The sequence below is a fragment of the Lentzea aerocolonigenes genome (assembly GCF_000955955.1).
Lineage (GTDB): Bacteria > Actinomycetota > Actinomycetes > Mycobacteriales > Pseudonocardiaceae > Lentzea > Lentzea aerocolonigenes_A.
The window spans coordinates 1-19,051 of sequence record NZ_JYJG01000112.1 but is presented as its reverse complement, the minus strand read 5'-3'; the positions used below and the strand labels follow the sequence as shown (position 1 = coordinate 19,051).

Annotated in this window: 5 protein-coding genes; 1 reads left to right on the top strand and 4 read right to left on the bottom strand. The window is 70.2% G+C overall.

What is annotated here, in order from left to right:
* Positions 1–255: 255 nt before the first annotated feature.
* The 4 genes from UK23_RS17470 to UK23_RS17450 all read right to left on the bottom strand — a co-directional run bounded on the left by UK23_RS17470 (position 256) and on the right by UK23_RS17450 (position 17,987).
* Positions 256–8,061: a hypothetical protein gene (locus UK23_RS17470; protein WP_045312611.1), complete on the bottom strand. Its 7,806-nt coding sequence runs from the start codon at positions 8,059–8,061 to the stop codon at positions 256–258.
* Entirely contained in the window at positions 8,006–15,424 is a 7,419-nt protein-coding gene (locus tag UK23_RS51675; protein ID WP_156213183.1) for a hypothetical protein, read from the bottom strand. The genes UK23_RS17470 and UK23_RS51675 overlap by 56 nt, the downstream gene beginning before the upstream one ends.
* A 159-nt stretch (positions 15,425–15,583) precedes the next feature.
* A complete protein-coding gene (locus UK23_RS17455) occupies positions 15,584–17,452 on the bottom strand; it encodes a WXG100 family type VII secretion target (RefSeq protein ID WP_052684755.1) in 1,869 nt (622 codons plus the stop codon).
* Positions 17,453–17,465: 13 nt separating this feature from the next.
* The gene (locus UK23_RS17450; RefSeq protein WP_045312615.1) at positions 17,466–17,987 is read right to left on the bottom strand and encodes a YbaB/EbfC family nucleoid-associated protein; all 522 of its coding nucleotides are present in this window, start codon (positions 17,985–17,987) and stop codon (positions 17,466–17,468) included.
* A gap of 273 nt (positions 17,988–18,260) precedes the next feature.
* On the opposite strand from UK23_RS17450, the gene UK23_RS17445 reads away from it, so the two are divergent.
* A partial coding sequence (locus UK23_RS17445; RefSeq protein ID WP_231114540.1) for a glycoside hydrolase N-terminal domain-containing protein occupies positions 18,261–19,051 on the top strand: 791 nt, incomplete at its 3' end.

Below are 19,051 nucleotides of genomic sequence, written 5' to 3'. Positions count from 1 at the left end.
AACGGTCGGCAGAAGTGTTATCGATGCATCGACCAGGATGTTTGTACCGTCAACCACAGGTTGGATAAGCGCCGACGGAGGCAACTCTGTGTAGGCGTCAGCGTTCGCGCGCTAGGCCGGTCGGCTGATGCTTGTGCGCCATCACGGCATTCTGTTCCGCGGCGTGGCGGTTGGTTCCGCGTTGATCAGAGGTCGGGCAGGATGCTGACGTCCAGCCGCAGCTCTCCGCTGCGCCTGCAAGCTGGCTGTGGCGGGCTACCTCTGGCGCGGCCGGTACGTGGCCTGCCCGTTGACCATGACCAGTTCGACCTCCACGGACCTCTGGCTGTGGCCGCCCAGCGGCGCGAGCACGATCGGCGGACCGCCCTGGTGGATCACCACGTTCACGCCCAGGTGGCTCGCGATCAGGTGCCCGAGCAGGTCACGCGCGTTGCCCGCGCTCTGATTCTCGTCCTGGTCGGGCCGCAGGCTCCAGTTGAGGTTCTCCACCAGCGCGCCGTTGAGATGTCCTGGCCGCATCGGCCTGTCAGCGGTGAAGTCGGCCGCCGCCCTGGCCATGTTCGGATCGTTGGCGGCCCTGTTCACCACGTGCTTGCGCAACGTCGCCGCGTCGCCGTGCGTGACGTGCGCGACGGCGGCGTACAGACCGTTCGGCGTCGTGGGCGGCGGGGCAGGACGCGCCAGCACGTCGTTGGCCACGTGCCGCAACGTGTCGCCGACGGGGTCGGCTTGCGGCGGGGTGTCGACCACGGGATCAGCCTGCGCCGAGGTGTCGACCACGGGATCGGGCTGCGCCGGGACGTCATCGACGGGATCGGCTTGCTCGGGGATGTCGTCGTCGAGCATCACCATGTCGACGAGCTCCTGCCGCAGGTCGGCGATGCGCTCGTCGTCGAGCCTGCCGAGGCCTGGTTCGAGCTCGGCACGGTGCTGCTCGACCAGCTCGGTGAACCTGGTCGCGGTGTCCGTGCCGTCGGCGGCGATGAGCCCCGCGTCGGAGAACACCTGGTACACCCACGCGGCGGGGTCGTCGCCCTGCACCGGACGCTGGCTGATGGCGTCACTGAGCGACGGCGGCCCCATGACATCGGCGAGCGCGACCTGCTGCGCGAAGTTCGTCGCGCGGTTGTACCCCTTGTCGTGGTTGAAGATCTCGCCCGCGAGCTCCTCGGGATCCTGCAGCCGGGGCGTGTTGCCGATCGTGTCCCACAACTGATGCGCCCAGTTGCCGAACGCCGCACGGTCACCGCCGCCGAACGCCCGCAGCTGCTCGGTCTCGATGACAGGCCGCTCGAACTGCTCGTTGAAAGCCCTCGCCACAGCGTCGAGGCCGTGCTGGTCGACGAGGTCGACGACATCGGGAGTCCTGGTGTGCAGAACCACCGACGCCTGCAGCAGGTGCAGTCCCGCCTCGTGGTGGAGGTACTTCCGCGGGTTCGACCGCAGAGTGCTCTCCACCGACTTCATCAGCGGCGAGGCGTTCTCCATCGCGCCGGTCGTCAACACCGTGAGCTGGTCGTCGACGCTGATAGCCGGTGCGCTCGTGCCCGGCTCGTCCACGTCGCTCGCGTCGTCGTCGACCATGCCGTAGGACTGCAACTCCTCGCGCAACTCGGCAACAAGCCGATCGTCGAGCTGCACACCGATACCCGCTTCAAGCTCGGCACGGTTGTCGTTCACGGCAGCGGTGAACTGTTCCGGGCCGACACTGGCATCCGACGGAATGACCTGTGCCTCCGCGAGCACCTGGAACAACCACATCGCCCTCGCCGACGTGTCCTCCTCCGGCCGCGGACGGCTACCGACCGCTTCAGCCAGCGGCGGCGGACCCATGATCGACGCGAGCGCCGACTGCTGCGCGAAGTTCGTCGCCCGGTTGTAACCCTTGTCGTGGTTGAAGATCTCGCCCGCGAGCAACTCCGGGTCCTGCGCCAACCGCGGCGTGTTGTTGACCGTGTCCCACAACTGATGCGCCCAGGCACGGAACGCCGCCCGACCCGCATCGGTATCGGTGAACGCCTCGCGTTGAGCGCTCTCGATGATCGGGCGCTCGAACTGCCGGATGAACGCGTCAGCCACGTGATCCACACCGTGCCGGCTGATCAGGCCCGCGATCTCATCGGTCCTGGTGTCCAGCACCACCGACGCCCGCAGCAGGTTCAGGCCGGCCTCGTGGTGAAGGTACTTCTGCGGGCTCGACGTCAGCACAGCCTCCACCGACTTCATCAACGGCGAAGCGTTCTCCATCGCCGTCGTGGCCAGGCCGGAGAGCTGCTCGTCCAGATCCGGGGCAACCGGGGCGGCGGTGTCCAGGCGCACGTGGACGTCCGCGGCGTCGGCGCGGCCCGGTGCCACCTCGATCTCCACGGTGACCTCACGCGACAGCAGTTCCGCGACGTGCGCGGCACGGTCGCCGGTGATCTCGACGACCGGCGCCGGGAGACCCGACGCGGCTCGGGTCGCCTGGACCTGGGCGAGTCGTTCGGTCATCGCCTCGAGGTCGACCAGCTGCTGGAACGTCAGCGACGTGCTCCCCGGCGGGAAGTCCAGCGACAGTTCGGGCGCTGGGGACACCGGCGCAGATGCCGGCGACTCGGGCCCGGACGAAGCAGGCGACTCGGGCTCAGGTGACGTGGGCGACTCGGGCTCAGGTGACGTGGGCGGCTCGGCCGCGACGTTGAAGCGGCCCACCTCCTGGTCGACCATCGTCTTCGCCTGCCACCACGCCTGCTGTGCCCGCGCCGCCTCCGCCCGAGTCCGTCCGACCTCGGTTTCGGCCCGCGTGACGTCGGCGCGCAGGTCCTGCTCGGCCCGCACCGCCGACTCGTGCCCGGCCCGCGCGGTGTCCAGGAGGGTCTGGGCCTGCCGCAGGTCCTCCTCCGCGGCCCGCACCGCGCCCTCGGAGGCTGCCTCACGAGCCTGCGCGGAGCCGAGGTCGATCGCCAGCTCGGAGTGGAGGTCCCTGGCCCTGGCGGCGAGTTCGGCGCTCCGCGATGCCGCTGCCAGCAGGTCCTGGTGCTCCCGCACGGCCTGGTCGCGGGCCGCCGCGGCGTCGCGAGCCTCGCCGGAACCCTCACGGGCGGCCTGCTCGCGCGCCGTCGCCTCGTCCACCTCGAGCCGCGCGGCCAGCGCCGCCTGCTCGGCCATCGCGGCGGTCAGCTCGGCCTCGTAGACCGCCTCGGCGGCCTTGTCCACAGCGGACTGGGCCCGCGCCACCGCCTGCTCTTCTTCGATCCGAAGGCGTTGCGCCGTCTCGAGATCGGTGGTCGCGCCGGTCACGGCACGGCCGGCGGCCTCCACCTCACCCAGGCCTGTCGTGACGGCGGCCAGCCGCGGCGCGACCTCGTTGATGACCTTCTGGGCGGCGTGCCGGGCCTGATCGGCGGCGACTTCCGCCCCGCGCCATGCCTTGGCGGCGTCGTGCACGCTGGTCTGTGCCGTGCCGAGATCCTCGGACAGTGGCCTGCCCAGGGCAGCAGGGGCGTCGACCGCGAACATGCGGACCTGCGCGGAACCCGGAACGCTCACGTCCACCACGCCGACGCGGCCACGGCCGAGGTCGGCGACGACGCGGTACTCGACGTCGTAGCCGACCAGGCTGGTGCGGCCCTCGACCTTGAGCATCGACGCCGGGTTGTGCGTGGTGCCACCGGAGAGCGCGGCGCTGTCCTCCGCCGCGTGCCGGATCTCCGCACCACTGGCGGAGGCCGCGACGTCCGGCTTCTTCGACGCCACACCGCCAGGCGCCAGCGCCACCGACACGTCGCCGGTCTCGCTGTGCTTGGCCTCGCTCGACGCCGTGCTCACCGTGGAGCTCGGGAGGAACACTCCGACTCCGTCGCTCAGCGCCTCCAGCCGCGGGTTCACCAGCTTCGCGTACACCTTGACCCGTGCGTGCTGGCTCGTCGTGAGCGACGCCTCGTGCAGGCCCGGCACCTCGAACGCACCGTCCAGCATCCCGGAGAGGTTGGTCTGCAACGACTCCAGCGCCAGAGCCGACCGCAACGCGTTCATCGCACCTGTGCCCTTGCCGGTGATACCGCTCTGCGCGCCGGCACCCCGCAAGGCCCGAACAGCCGCGTCCTGGAGGACCTGGGCACCACGCAGGTTCTCCACCGAGGCGAACTGCGGCAGCTTCGCGGACGGCTCCTGCCACGCTTGCGCGCTCGCCGGATCGCCGTCCTCGGCGGGCCGAGTCGTTGCGCGCGAAGCGAACGGAGCCGGATCCGCCGTCGTCTTCTGGTTGTCGGCGTGCACGCGGACGGACATGTCGAGCTGTCCGCTCGTCGCCCGGCCGAGCTCCTTGGTGCCCTTCTCCGCCACGAGTTCGAACGTCACCGGCACCGTGTAGCGGACCGCGGGTCCGGAACCCACCCGCAACTGGCCCTGCTGCTTCGTCGTCGACTCGGTCCTGGAGCGCGAGTGCGTCTGGCCGGCGTTCACGGCCGCCGACCCGCCGACGTTCGCGGACAGGTTCGCGTCACCGGTCTTGGGCAGCGCTGATCCGGGCACCTTGAGGCCGACGCCCCACCCGGTGGCGCTTCCCGTCGTCCTGGACACCGCGAGGGCACCGGTCGCGGTGTGCTCGATCTCGACGCCGTCGTTGACCGCGCCCTCGAACACCGGTGTGCCGGGCGTTGCCTTCAACGTGACCTGATACGTGTCTTTACTGAACACACCAGGGTTGTGCACCAGCAACGGCACGCCGCCGTCCAACGCACTGTCCACCAACGCCTTCACGCTCGCGTCCGAGGTGAGATCGGTCAACCGCCGCAGGTTGTTCATCGAGTCGTCCAGCACCGACTTCGGCAACAGGTTCCTGCCGAGCTTGCCGAGATTCTCCCGCAGCTGCGGGACGAGGTCCGACAGGTCCGGTACCTGTTCCACCAGGCCGAGCCCCAGCGCACCGGGCTCACCCTCACGCAACGTCGACGGCGGCGCCATCGTGCCCTGCTCCACCGGTGCCGCCGTGGTCTCGACCGAAGGCAGCACACCCATGTCCCGCGCGACATCCTCGCTGACCCGGACGAACACACCACCAGGCAACGAGACAACAGAACCGGCGACACTGGACGAACCCTTGCGAACGGTGTTGCCCGCACGGCTCTCGCCAACCACGGTGACCTGCGCGTCCAGCTGCACCAGCACAGTCCGCCCGGTCGCGGGCATGGCCTTGTTGCGATCGACGCTGCCGGTGGCCTCGGTCCCCGTGGTCTTCGACTTCGACCACGGCGTCCACTTCGCGGTACCACCCAGAGCGGTCGACCCGACGGCGCCCTTGGTCGGGCGCATCGGGGTGTTCAACCCGGCCGTCACGTCGACCGAGCGGGAGTCCGTCGTGCTCTCCCCCGCCTTGAACCCGCCCGCGTGCGCGGCCTCCACACCGACATCGTCCGAAATGGACACGAGCTTCGGGTTGCTCAGCCCGACCGCCATGCCGACCGCACCCACCCGGTCGGCGACGCGACGGCCGTACTTCATACCGCCCTCGGTCATGCCCTTGCCCACCAGGGTCGGCAGGTTCGCCTTGATGCTCTCCGGGCTGAACAGCTTGTCGATCCGGTTGCGCGCCTCGGTTCCGGGCACAGTGAGAGCCGTGTCGCCGCTCGCGTTCAACGCGGCAATCGCCGCGTCGCGCACAGCTTCGGTGTTCGCCACCGCCTCCACGTGCATGAACGGCCACGTCGGCGGCTTCGGCGCGGTGAGCAACTGCTGGATCGTCGGCGGGTTCGCCAGCACCACCGGTGCGGCCGCCGCGCCCGGTGCGAACGCCGCGGGGTCCGACGACATCGTCGAGCCGTCCGACACCCACAGGTTCGCCTTGCCGCTGATCTCCTGCAGGTTGACGCCCGTTTTGGCGATCGTCTTCGGTTCCGGCACCTGCAACCAGGGCGATCCCGGTGTGAGCCGCTTGACCCACGCCCGGTTGCGGCTGAACTTCGTGATCTCGACGTCGAACGTCACGTCGTGCTGGAACAACTGCGCGTTCGGACTGCCGCCGGTCGACCGGGTGCTGCCGACGGTCGGTCCCGCCGAGGTCTTCGTCGCGGTCGTGCTGGTGAACTTCGCGCCCACCGAGGGCGTCGGTGTCGCGGTCGTCATCTTGTTGCTCGCCGGGATCACGACCTTGCCCTCGACGCCCGCGCTCCAGCCCTTCTGGGTGGTCGTCGCGCTGTCCAGCTTCGGTCCGGTGGACGCCGAACCACGCACGTTGCGCGCGTCCGCCTGACCCAGGTGGACCGGGTTGGTCATCCGCGCCTTCACCGTGACGTTGACGAAGTCGTTGGTGGCCAAACCCTGTCGCTTCAGCTGAACCTGCACACCGGCGCCGAGCAGACTGTCCATTTGCGACTGCAGCGCCGTCGGCGACAGCTCGGTCGTCAGCTTGCGCAGGTTCTCCAACTGGTCGGCCAGGTTCTGCATGTTCTTGCCCGCCCTGCGCGGATCACTCGCCGCATCAGCGAACGACGGCAGGAACTTCCCGAAGCCCGGGATGCCCCGCAGCGCGCCTTCGACCTGGCTCTGCACCTCGGCCGCGGGTTCGAACGACCCGACCTTCACCGCACCGGCCGCGGCCGCGCTCGCGAGGTACGGCGGCGGGAACTTCGGCTCCGGGGTCGGGACGGCGACGGTCGTCGGCGCGTCCGGCGGCACCGGCAGGTTCGCCGCACTCGCCTCGGGCAGGCCGGCCCGCAGGTATCCCGTCGCCGTGACCGGAATCGTCGTGCCGTGCGGCGTCTGGAACTCCAGCCGCATCTTCGTCCGGTACAACCCCAGCTCACCCTTGACCTGGATGCCCGTCTTCACCGTCGCGCTGGTGCCCGCGCTCGACGACTCCGTCGTGCGTGCCGAATAACCGACGCTGACGGTGGCCGTGCCGCCGACCTTGTCCTTCACGGTGGCGCCTCCGCCAACCGTGACGCCGGCATCGAACCCGCTCTTCGTCGCCGCGCTCAGTCCGGTGCTGATCCCCGCGGACTCGTGCACCCGCAGGTTGGCCGACGCCGTGGTGCCGACCAGTTCCACGCTCACCGGCACGGCCCGCATCCGAACGACACCGCCACGACTGCCGTGCGGACTGCTCAGATCCGGCGACACCACCCAGCCGTGCAACGCCGCACCCAGGTTGTCCCGGATCGTCGACGGCGAAAGGAACTCCTGCAACGCGGTCCGCCCCGGCGCACCCAGCTTCGTCACGCTCGGATGCAACTGCCGCGCGACGTCCTCGAACGCCTTCGCCGCGTCGAGATCGGTGACCGCCTCCGGCGCCGCGTGTTCCGGCGTCGTGGTCCACGGCGTCTCGGTCAGGCTCGGATCCGCCGGGGTGATCGCGGTCAGGTCACCGGGGATCTGCAGTCCCACCTCCTGCTCCACCGAAACCGGTGTGCCGACCTGGTTGCCGCGCGCATCGGTCAGCGTGACCTGGAACGTGACCGGCACCTTCGCACCGAACGCCTCGTCGGTGGAGCGGATGGCCCGCTGATCGGTCGTGGACGTGCCGGTCGTCGTGCTGGTGACCGGCCGGGCCAGCGCGGCCTTGCCGGCGATCGTCCCCGTCGCACCGACCGCCATGCCCGCGGTGATGGCACCACCCACATCACCCGCCGTGCCGATGGTTCCGGTCTGCGAGGTGCTGTTACCGCTCTGCGCGGTGAAGTCGATCTTCGTCTGCCGGGCGAGACCGCTTTCCGTCCGCGTGCCCAGCGCGGCCTTGACGTTCGCCTCGAACCAGTCCTTGCCGACCTTGATCTGGAAGTTGCGGCCGTTGCCCAGGAACGACTCGAAGTTCTCCGTCAGAGCGGGCGCGATCTGGTCGACGCCGCGTGCGGTGACGCCCGCGCGCTGTGGAAGCAGACCGGTGACCGCCTGCGTGATCTCCTGACCGCCGTTCACCTCGACCGCGGCGATCGTGCCCAGCGCCGCGCCGTCCTGGAAGAACGACGGGAGCCCATCGGCCACAGACGCGAAGTCCTCGTCGCTGACCGATCCGTCGCTCACCGAGGCGTCATCCGCGGACAGGAAGTCCTCGGACGACAGGGAGTCCGATCGCTCGGGGATCACCGGCAGGGCGGACGAGGTGGACGGGGCGGGCGGGGCGGGTGGCGCGGGGCTCGACGGCGTCGCGGCGGCGTCCGGCGCGGAGCGGGGTGCCGGGGCGGACGTGGTGCAGGTCGGGAACCATCACCTGGCTGTTCGCGGTCCGCTCGATCAGCCACAGATGGCGGGGCAGCAGGGCGGCGTCGGGCAGGTAGAGGTCCACGCCCATCATGCCGCCGTCGTCGGTGTGCACGCTCGACCGCGACTCACGCTCCAGGAACACCCGCGTCGCGTCGACGTACTCGTCCGGGGCGCCCAGGTAGTGCAGCATCTCGTGCGCGTACACACCCGGCGTGGCGGTGGGGTTCCACTCCAGCTGGTTCGAGTGGACGTCCTTCACCTCCACTGTCGTGTGCGCGTCCGCCGCGTTGTCGGTGAACTCGACGTTGAGGTGGAACTGGTCACCGCTCGGCAGCCGATATCCCTGGTTCAGCAAGGAGTCCACGCCGTCGCGGGTTTTCGCGCGCACCTGCTCCAGCACAGCGGGATCAACTCCGGCCGCCGGCCGCAGATGAACCTTGACCGTGTACTCCTGCACGAAACTGCCAGGACTTGTCTCGATCCGGCGCAGGTCGTAGTTGACCAGCGTGCGGTAGGCAGCGACGTTCGACGGTGTGCTGTAGGTGGTGACGCCGGCGACTTCCGTGTCCACGGTGCGCACGTGCGCACCCTCGCGGCGGCCCTGCCAGCTGTCCGGCGACACGGGGGCGTTGGGCGCGAACCAGTCCGCTGTAGCCGCGGAACTGTGCCGCCACGACTCGTCGTCGATGACCTTCTTCGCACCGTCCTCGACGGCCTGCTGGGCCGGCTGCCGCGGCGGCGGAACCTGTCCGTCGGGCCGCTTGAGCTCCCAGTCCACCCGGACATCGGCGCCACTCGACCTGCCGGCCACGACCTGGACGTCGACCAGCCCGCCCAGCCGCGCGGTGAGGACCTGGTTGACCGTCCACGCGTGCGGGCCGGACACCTCGACCCTGGGCGGCAGGTATCCCAGCTCCGCCCGTTTGTTCGCCGTGTCCACGAGGCTCTCGGCCAGCCTGCGCGTCTGGGCCGCCTGTTCCACGGTCAGGCCGCTCGTGCCCGGTGCGAAGTCGAACGACAGCTCCACCGGCGCGGTCCGCGGGGCGGACGCGGCGGGGCTGGTGGTCCCGAGGCGGGCCTGGTGCTCGCGGATGGTGTCCGCGTCGCGGAACATGTCCGACAGCGTCGCCATCTTCGCGGCGGCGTCGCCGGCCTTGGCGTCCTTCGTGTACTCGAAGTGCCTGCCGTCCGGCGTCTTCGTTATCCCGTCCGGACCGCTGTCGAACTTGTTGGTGAACGAGTTCGGTCCATTGTGGACCTCGCCGTTCCGGTCGACGTACCTGCTGTGCGTCGTGTAGGAGGAGAAATCCGCCTGGTAGTACTGGTGGAACTCCTCGAAGAGCTTCTTCGCGCTCTCCGGCCCGGCTTTGGGGTCGATCTTGGCGGTGAGGTCGTTCAGGAACTTGAAGGTCTCGTCGGCGGTGATCTTGTTGCGCAGGTAGAAGCCGAACGGGTCGGAGTCGACGATCGCCCTGGCGGCCTGGAACTCCTTCTCGTTGTTCCAGAGGCCTCGGTAGCGGTCCATCATCTCGACGGCGAGCTTGTGCTCCGGCTCGCGGTCGTGCTGCCCCTGGCCGTCGCCGAACTGGTTCTTGGCGTTGACCTTCTCGATGTCGTGGAACAGGATCGCCTTCGCCAGCGCGTCCACGGGCAGGAACCGGGTGCCGGGGTTCTCGTTCGCGGTGAGGTCGAGGAACTGCCCGAGCACCATCTGCGAGTGCTCGTAGAACGTGTAGACACCCTTGGCACCCGGCTCGCGGAAGGGCTTGTCCTGAACCTGGGTGGCGACCTCGTCGAACTTGCGATCCAGCTCCGGGAACTGGCCGATCAGCTCCCGGACCGCGGCCTCCGGGTCGCGGGTGTGGTCGATGGTCCTGCCCAGCTGGTCGCCGAACTGCCGTTGGCGGATGAGCTCGTCCGGCCGCTTCTGCTTCCACTCGTGGAACGAGTTCGGGAACGGGGTCTCGCCGAACGTGCGGGTGTTGAAGTCCACGGCCATCCGGTCGACGTCGGCCGAGATCAGCGCACCGATCTCGGCCTGTGTGGCGATGCCGGGCACTTTGGCCATCAGCGCGTCGACGGCGGTCGGGTCGACCGGGTCGAACTCGAACCCGGCGAGCTCGTCCTGTGCCCGCGTCCTCGCGTCGTGCGCGACGGCATCGGCCACCTCGTCGCGGAAGTCCTGGTCGACGAGCGCGAGCGCCGGATCGTTCTTCAGCGCCGCGCTGATCGCGACCTCCAGCTCGGGCAGCACCTCGTCGCGCACCACCTTCCGCAGCTCGGCGGGCTGGGTGGCGGCGAGGTCCTTTCCGGTGAACGAGTTCAGTGCTCCGGTGACCACAGTGCCGAGCACCTTGTTCTCGGCCACCTCGGCGACCCGGTTCGTGTCGATGCGTGGCTGGGTCGGGGGAAGCTGTTCGGCGGCGATGCGCGCGCCGATGAGTTCGCCGAACTTCGTCATCCGGTTGCCGCCGAACCAGGTCGACTTCTTGCCGCCGCCGGTGGCCGCCGCGACCTCGGCGAGCGGACCGAACTCGTCCTTCAGCGCCCCGAGCATCGGGCCGTCGATCTTCTCCGGCACCTGCCGGCGATTGAGCTCACCGAGCATCGCGGTGAGATCGTTGAACTGCTCGCGCAGCTCGCCGCGCATCCGGTCGCCCAGGGCCCGTGCCACTTCCCTGCGACTGTCCTCGTCGAGCAGCGCGAGGTCCGGGTGTTCCGCGACCTTGGCCTCGAACACCGCCACGGTCGGCTCGATGACCTCCGGCTCGAACAACTTGGGCTTCTTGTTCCTCGGCTGGTGGCCGTCCTTCATCAGGGAGTGGATGTCCGTCCTGGAGGTCACGTTCGTCGACCTCACTGCCTTGACGGCACCGTCAATGCTCTTCGCCGCCTGCACCGCCGCCTGAGGCACCACCTTCTCGCGCAGGACCTGCTCGAAGGCTTCCTGGTTCACGGCCGGCGCGTCCGTGCCGGCGAGGTGGTCGCGCAGTGCCGGACCACCGGTGGACAACACGTTGGTGGTGACCTTGCTGACGTTGGTGGCCGCCGGGCCCACCTCGTTGAGGAACTGGTTGAGCCGCTCGGTCCGCGCCTCGAAGCTCATGTCCTTCGGCGGCGACGCGTCCTGCCGTGCCTTGGGAAGGGTGTCTGCGTCGGGTTCGATGAGGGCGTCGGGCACGCGGTTCGCCGGGTCCTGTTTGGACTGACTCCACGTCAGGTGGTGCTCTCGCAGCCGGGTCGCGATGTCGTGCAACGCATGCGCGTCGTTGCGGAACTTCGCGTCCCACGACCCGTCGGGATTCTTCGTCCACTTGAACCACGGGTCGTACGCCTTGCCCACGGCGTCGCTGCGGAAGTCCGGGTCCAGACCCAGCCGCTGGTAGAGCTCGGCAGTGGGCAGAATCCGCCCCGCCTGGTCCGGGAAGTCGAACGGCACGGTGGAGTCAGCCGGATAGGTGATCAGCGAGCCGGGCTCCGCGTGCGCGATCAGCTCGTCGAGATGCTCACCGCCGATGCCGAACTGGTTCGGCTCCCCACGCATGTCGACGTTCATGGTGGGCGCGTCGGACGGCGCGGCCTCGACCGTCGCACCACTCGTGATCTTGTTGTAGACGTCCAGCGGCACCAGGTACGACCGCAGCACCGGCCGCATCGGCGCCGACGAAGGGTCCTTCGGGTTGGAGGGCTTGCCGCCGTCGCTCTCCACGTACTTGGCGAGCCACTGCAACGCCCGCTGCGGGCGACCGGCCCCCGCCCACAGCACGGGGTTGTTGCCGGTGGCGATCTTCAACTCGCCGGTCTGGGGATTCTGCTGGATGTCCTTGAACGGCGGCTTCACGCCGCTGAGGTCCGCCGGGCTCACCACCGCGGTGTAGAGGCGCACGTGGTGACGGCCAGCGATCGTCTCGATCTCGACCTCGCCGCGGTGCAGCGTGTGCCACACGCCGCCGACGTCGCGCTTGGTGGGCCCGGGATACGTCACGCCGGACCGTCCGATGTGGATGGTCTCCCTGGTGGCCTCGTACCGCGTTCTGCCGTCGGGGCCGTCGTTCGCGACCACGTGGACCGGCCGCCCGGTCACCGGCCCGAACGAGGTGAACTTCCCGTCCTGGCCCAGCACGTGCACCCGCGCGTCGGCGGCCTTGGCGATGGTGTCCGGCGTGCCCTGGGCCTGAGTCACCAGCATGTCCGTCTGGTGGGGGTGCAGTGTCGCGGTGATGGCGTTGGCGAGGCTGGTGTTCTCGTCGGTGCCGGGCACCTGCACGGTCTCCAGACCGTGCACGGCCAGCATGCGCTCCACCGGGGTGGGCGGTGCCGGCGGCGTGAGCACCACGTCCGGCGCGTGGTCAGTCGTCTCGTCGACCTGGCTTTCGCCGTTCTTGGGCCGGGCCGGGTTCGTCTTCGACAGCGCATTGGGGCCTGGGGCCGGGGCTGACCACAGTCCTGCGGCGGGTTGTGACGGGATGGATTGTGGCGTGGCCGGCGTTGGGACGGCCGGTTTGACCGGCGAGGGTGGCACGGCGCCTGCAACCGGTGCTGGTGCCGTGCTCGGTCGCGGCGTGGCGGCCGGCGCCGAGGGGGCCTGCTTCGGCGACGGTTGCGGTGCGGTAGCTGGAGGCGTGGTGCCGGGCGTCCGCGACGACGGCTGCGGCCCGGCGGCCGGTTGCGGCGTGGTCCCGGGCGTCAGCGACGTCGAGTGCTGCGCTGTCTGCGGCGCGGAGGCCGGTTGCGGCGCCGTCCCCGGCGCCGGGGTGACGCGCGGCTGCGCCGCATCACCCGGAGTTGTGGTTCCCGGCTTCGCCGCCGTACCCGTCGCCGGTATCGCGCCCGGCTGCGCGGCGACACCAGGCGTCGCGGCGGCCGCCCTCGACGACGGCTGCGGGGTGGCGCCCGGAGCGGCACCTGGCCCAGACGCGGGCGCCGCCGCGGGCGTGCCCGGTTGCGCGGTGACGCCGGGCGTCGGCGCGATGCCCGCCTTGGGCCCGGCACCCAGCGGAGCCCCACCCGGCCGCGGAGTGGCACCGGGCGTTGGCTGTGCCGCAATGCCCGGCGACGTGACCGCAGTGCCCGACGACGTGACCAAAGGTGCCTTGGGCGTACTTGACGAGGACGGCGTAGCTTGCGGCCCACCGTGCACCTCGGGCCTGCTGCCAGGAACCGCGGGCGCGCCACCAAGACCGCCGGAACCAGCGGGCCGACCGGCAGGTGCGCCCGTCGTGCCACCAGGATGCGCCGACCCAGCCGTCGGATCGGCCTTGATCCCGGGAGCCACCGGACCACCCGCCACCGCCGGCCCGCCACCGGCCGCTGCCCTGCCACTCGGCGTCCCGGCCGGACCGTCGGGAACCGCCGGGGTCGCTCCCACCGCGAGCCCGCCGGGCTGCGTGGGCCTGCCACCGGAAACCCCGGCAACAGGACCCGCGCCCCTCTCACCGGTAGGAGCACCCGTCCTGGCATCGGGTCCGGCCAGGCCGCCCGGCACTGGGCCGGCGCCCTTGCCACCAACCGGAGAACCCGTCCTGGCGTCGAGGCCGGCAGGCCCACCGGCAACGGGCGGCGCAACGCCTGCCCCCTTGCCACCGTCCGGGGCAGTGAACCGCGTGCCCTGTCCGCCCGGCCCACCTGCGACCGCGGGCGTGGCAGGCCCAGCAACTGGCCCGGCAACGTTCGCAGGCCCGGGGCCCTTGCCGCCAGGCACCGCACCAGACTTCGCATCAGTCGCCGCCGGACCACCCGCGACCGGCGCCGCAGGGCCGGTACCCCGACCGGTACCGGAAACATCAGGCCGGCCGCCCGGCGCACTCGCCACCCCGGGCGTCGCGGCCGGTCCACCCGGCACCGGGCCTTTGCCAGTGCCGTCCGCGACCGTTGGAGCGTTCGACCTCGCCGGGCCACCAGTTGCCGCGGCCGACGGGCCAGGCCCGCCCGTTACCTGCGGCCCGGCGGACCCGCCTGGAGTGGCGCTCCGCCCGCCAGACGCGCCTGGTCCAGCCGAGACCGGCGGTGCACTCGAGCCCGACGGGCCGCCCGCGCGGGCCCCGCTGCCGCCCGAGGCGCCAACTGGGCCGGCCGACGCCGCCACCGGGCCACCCGCGGCGGCACCCTTGCCCGCACCAGGTCCACCGGCGACCGTCGGCGCCTGCGGACCGACAGGACCTGTTGGCCCGGCAGCCTTCCCAGGCCCTGCCGCGGTGCCACCAACGGGCGCCGCCTGCGAGACCGAAGGCCCACCAGCGGCAGCACTCTTGCCAGAACTCGCTCCCGCTCCACCGGTGACCGTCGGCGCCTGCGACACCGCAGGGCCACCAGCGGTAGCAGCCTTCCCAGCCGCAGCCGCCCCACCCACGACCGTCGGCACCTGCGACACCGCAGGACCAACCGGACCGGCACCCTTCCCAGGCACAGCACCGGCACCACCCTTGACCGTCGGTGCCTGCGACACCCCCGGACCACCAGAAGCGGCGACCTTCCCAGACGGTCCAGCACCAGCTCCGTCCTTGACCGTCGGCGCCTGCGACACGGCAGGACCACCCGCGCCAGCCGCCTTCGCCGGACCCGCGCCTGTGCCGCCGGCGACCGTGCCCGGCTTCGCAACCGTGGGTCCGCCTGGCACCGCAGCCTTCGCCGCAGCCGCACCGGTACCGCCGGCGATCGTGCCCGGCTTCGAGACCGTGGGTCCGCCTGGCGCGGCAACCTTCGCCGGACCCGCACCAGTGCCACCCGCGACCGTGCCCGGCTTCGAAACCGTGGGTCCGCCCGGCGCCGCAACCTTCACCGGACCCGCACCAGTGCCACCCGCGACCGTCTCCGGCTTCGCAACCTTCGGCCCGCCGAACGCGGCAGGCTTCGCCGGACCCGCACCAGTACCACCCGCGATCGTGCCCGGCGCCGAAACCTTCGGCCCGCCCGGACCGGCCGCCTTCACCGGGCCCGCGCCAGGACCGCCCGGCGGGGGTTTGACGTTGGTCGTGGGGTCGATGGCTTTCAGCGAGGAAGCGTTGTGGGAGTCGACGTTGGTGGAGGTGGTGGCGGTGGCTTTGAGGCCGGACTGGACGTTGCCGAACGCTTTGGCGCCGGCGTCGGCCTGGGCGATGGCCTGGTCGTTCGCCGCGTTCAGGGAGGGGACGGCGAAGAGGCCGATCGGGCCCATTGAGTACGAGCCCAGGTTGAGGCCGCGCAAGCCGCTCGAGATCGACGACAGGCGTGACTGCAGGTCTCCGGCGTTGCCTTGGAGACGCGACATCGAGGAGTCGTTCATGGAGAAGCCGGCGTTGCCGCTCGGGCCCGACCCCGTTCCCGTGGGGGGCGGGGGCGGGGCAGGCTGGGACGGCGCCGGGTTCGTGGGAACGGACGGGTTGGGGTTGACGCTCCCCTTGGCCATTACCGGTTCTCCAGGAGACGACTAGTTCTTCACGGGGGGACTGGACGTGTCCGGGGCGCCGGAGCCGCTTCCGGTGGCTTCGGACTCGCCGAAGGCACCGAAGAAGCTGTTGCCCTTGAGTGCGTCCGTGTAGCCGGTGGACGCGTTCACCTTGCGGGCGTGCTCCAGCGGGTCGGCCGGCGTGGCCGCGGGAGCCCCGCCACCACCGCCGCCACCTGCCTGCTGGGAAGCCTGCAGGGCCGCTTCTCCCGCGGACTTGGCCTCGGCGGCCGCCGACTCCAGCGACTTGCCCGCCGCCTGAGCCTCCTGCGACGCCTGCTCGGCGGCCTTGATGTCGGCCTCCGAGCCGGACGCGAACGCCTTGGCGCTGGCCTCGGCCGCTGTCGCGTTCTTGTCCATGAAGTCGACGTTCGCCTTCTCGTAGGCCTCGTTGGCGACCTTGGCGGCGTCGTTCTTGGCGGTGACGTCGGGGTCGGGGGTGCCGCCGGTGTACTTCAGGTACTCGTCGTACGCCTTCGCCGCCGCCGTGTCCGCCGGCTTGCCGGCCTGGAGGGCGTCGTAGCTCGCCTTGGCCTTGTCGCTCAACTCCCGCGACTCGCGAGCCACCTCCTTCGCCGCGCCCACGGCCTTCTCCCTGGCGGTGTCGTACTTCGCGTTGGCGGTGTCGTAATTCTTCTTGGCGGAGTCGTACTCGGCCTGGGCGGCGTCCGTTTTGGCCTTGGCGGCGTCGTATTTCGTCATCGCGGAGTCGTAAGCAGCCCGGTCGCCGGACGCGGCCGCGCGATTGACCGCGTCGAGAGCGCGGTTCGACTCGTCGGCTGAGCGGTTCAACTCGCTGGTCGTGCGGTTCAGGTCGGCGACCGTGCTCTTCACGTCACTCGCCGCCGCCGCCGTGTTGTCACTTTCCTTCTTCAGGTCCGCGTTGGCCTTCGAGACGTCGTCAGCCTCCTTCGACTCGGCCTCCTTCGCGGTCTGGTACTTGTCCGACGCCTCCTTGCTCTTGTCGTAGGCCGCGTCGAGCTTGTCCTTCTCCGCGTCGTCCTTGAGGGCCTTGTCGATCGTGGTGTCGACGCTGTCGTAGGCCTGGTACTCCGCGTAGCTGACCTCGGCGACGTCGGCGATGTTGTCGAAGCGGTCCCAGCCCTTGCCGATCTTCGCCATGACGCCGTCGAGGTCGCCGATCTTGCTCATCAGCTTGGCCAGCGCGGAGATGACCCGCTTGACCTTGTTGGTGAGCTGGAGGGCCAGATCAGCGGCCTGGGCCGCGATCTTGATGCCGGCGGTGACCAGTGACCCACCAACCGTGAAGAGCGCGCCGAGCAGCCCTTCGGCCGCGTTCGAGATCACATTGCCGAGAAACTGGGCGATCGCGTCACGGACGATGTCGCGCACGACGCCGACCAGCGTGCCCATCATCGCCACGAGCCTGGCCTTGCCGTCCACCGCCTTGGCCAGGCCGTCGAGCTCCTTGCCCATCACGTCCATGCTCGCCTGGTACTTCTCCGACGCGGCACCGGTCCAGCCGTCGGGATTCGCCAGGCCCTGGCGGTGGTCCTCGGCAAGCACCCGCAACTCGGCGGCCTTTGCCTTGGTCGCCTCCACGTTGGCCTGGATGTCCTCGGGATCACCCAGCAACTGGTCGAGCAGTTCCTTCAGGGGGCCGAGGTGCTCCATCATCCAGCCGAAGGCCGCGCCCAGTATGGAGCCGAACGGGTCGACGAAGAACGCGACGGTCGAGGCCACCGCGCCGATCGCGTTGAACGTGAGGTCGAGCTCGCTCTGGGCCTCGCCGGTGATCGAGTCGATCAGGCTGTCGTAGGCCTCGATGAAGAGCGTGCCCTTGAGCATGCTCTTGTCGTCCATGTTGACCAGCAGCGGGTTGTCGGTCATCGCTGGGCTCCCTTCACCACGGCTGGTTCTCGTCGTCCTCTTCGTCCGCCGGGCGGCGGCCACGCGCCGGACGCGGCTGGGCGGGTGCGGGGGCGGACATGGGCGCCGGCTTCGTCTCGGCGACCGGCTCGTCGTCCTCTTCGATCTGGTCGAGAGCGTTCGTCTCGTCCAGCTCTTCGTCTTCGTTCGCCGCGATGGCGTCCATGATCATCGACGTTGTCAGCGGGGCGTTCTCACTGATCGGCGCGAACGCCTCGAGCACCTGCGCCGTGGCGTTCTTCTGGGCCTGCCGCGCGGTCTCCAGGATCAGCGCGGTGAGCCGGGGTGCGCCCAGCTCGACCGCCCGATGTCCCAGCTGGAGGTTCGTCAGGCCGCCGTTGGGCCCTACGGTGACCGTGACCGCGCCGTCCTTGCTCGACGCGACCCCCGCGACGGCCGCGAGGTTCTCCTGCGCCTCGGCGGTCTTTCGCTGCAGCTCCGTCGTGCGGGCTTCGAAGTCGTTGATCCACGCGTACGGATCCAAGGCAGCCTCCATCAGCGACACCAGTGCACCGTGGATTCCACTTGATCTCGCCAACGGCGTACCAACGTCACACCAACGCGAGCTCAGAGACCGTCCACTGCGGAGTTGCGACGCTCGGTCACCCACAGCGCCAGGCGGGTCTTGCCGGTCCCGCCTGGCGCCGGTCAAGTCAACGGGCTCGTGACCAAGGAATCTGTCGACAGAACCGTCAACACGTCCGCGGATTGTCAAGTTCCGTTGAAGCCGCTCCCCTTGACCACGACCGGCGCGAACTTGGAGGCTTGCTTGATCGTTCAACCGCCCGTGCGCGCCGACGAGGAGCCAGCTGTGGAGAGCACGTCCGAGCCCGTGAAGATGTCCCGCAGGTTGTTCGTCACCGGCACCGCGGCGGCTGCGGTGGGCGGCGCCGCGATCGGCCGGGCGGCAGCGGATCCCCAGGCCGGTCACACCCTCTGGTACGGCAAACCCGCGACCAACTGGGAGTCTGAGTCGCTGCCCATCGGCAACGGCGCGCTCGGCGCGAGCGTGTTCGGCGGCGTGGCGAGCGAGCTGCTGCAGTTCAACGAGAAGACGCTCTGGACCGGCGGACCGGGATCGCCGGGGTACGACTTCGGGAACTGGCGGACCCCGAGGCCTGGCGCCATCGAAACGGTTCAACGTCGAATCGACGTCGACGGCAGGGCCGAACCGGACTGGGTCGCGGGCCAGCTCGGCCAGCCTCGAAACGGTTACGGCGCCTACCAGTCGTTCGGCGACCTCGTGCTGACCCAGGCAGCCGGCCCCGGCGCGGTGAGCGGCTACCGGCGGCACCTCGACATCGCCGACGCCGTCGCCGGGGTGAGCTACACGTCCGGCGGTGTGCACTACACGCGCGAGTACTTCGCCACCGCACCGGACAACGTGATCGTGGCCCGGCTGTCCGCGGACAAGCCGGGCCGGATCAGCTTCACCACGGCCGTGCGCACGCAGTCGAACCGCACCGCGACGATCACCTCGCGATCCGGCCGGATCACCCTGTCCGGCCGTCTCAACGACAACGGGCTCCGGTTCGAGTCCTGTCTCTTATACACATCTCT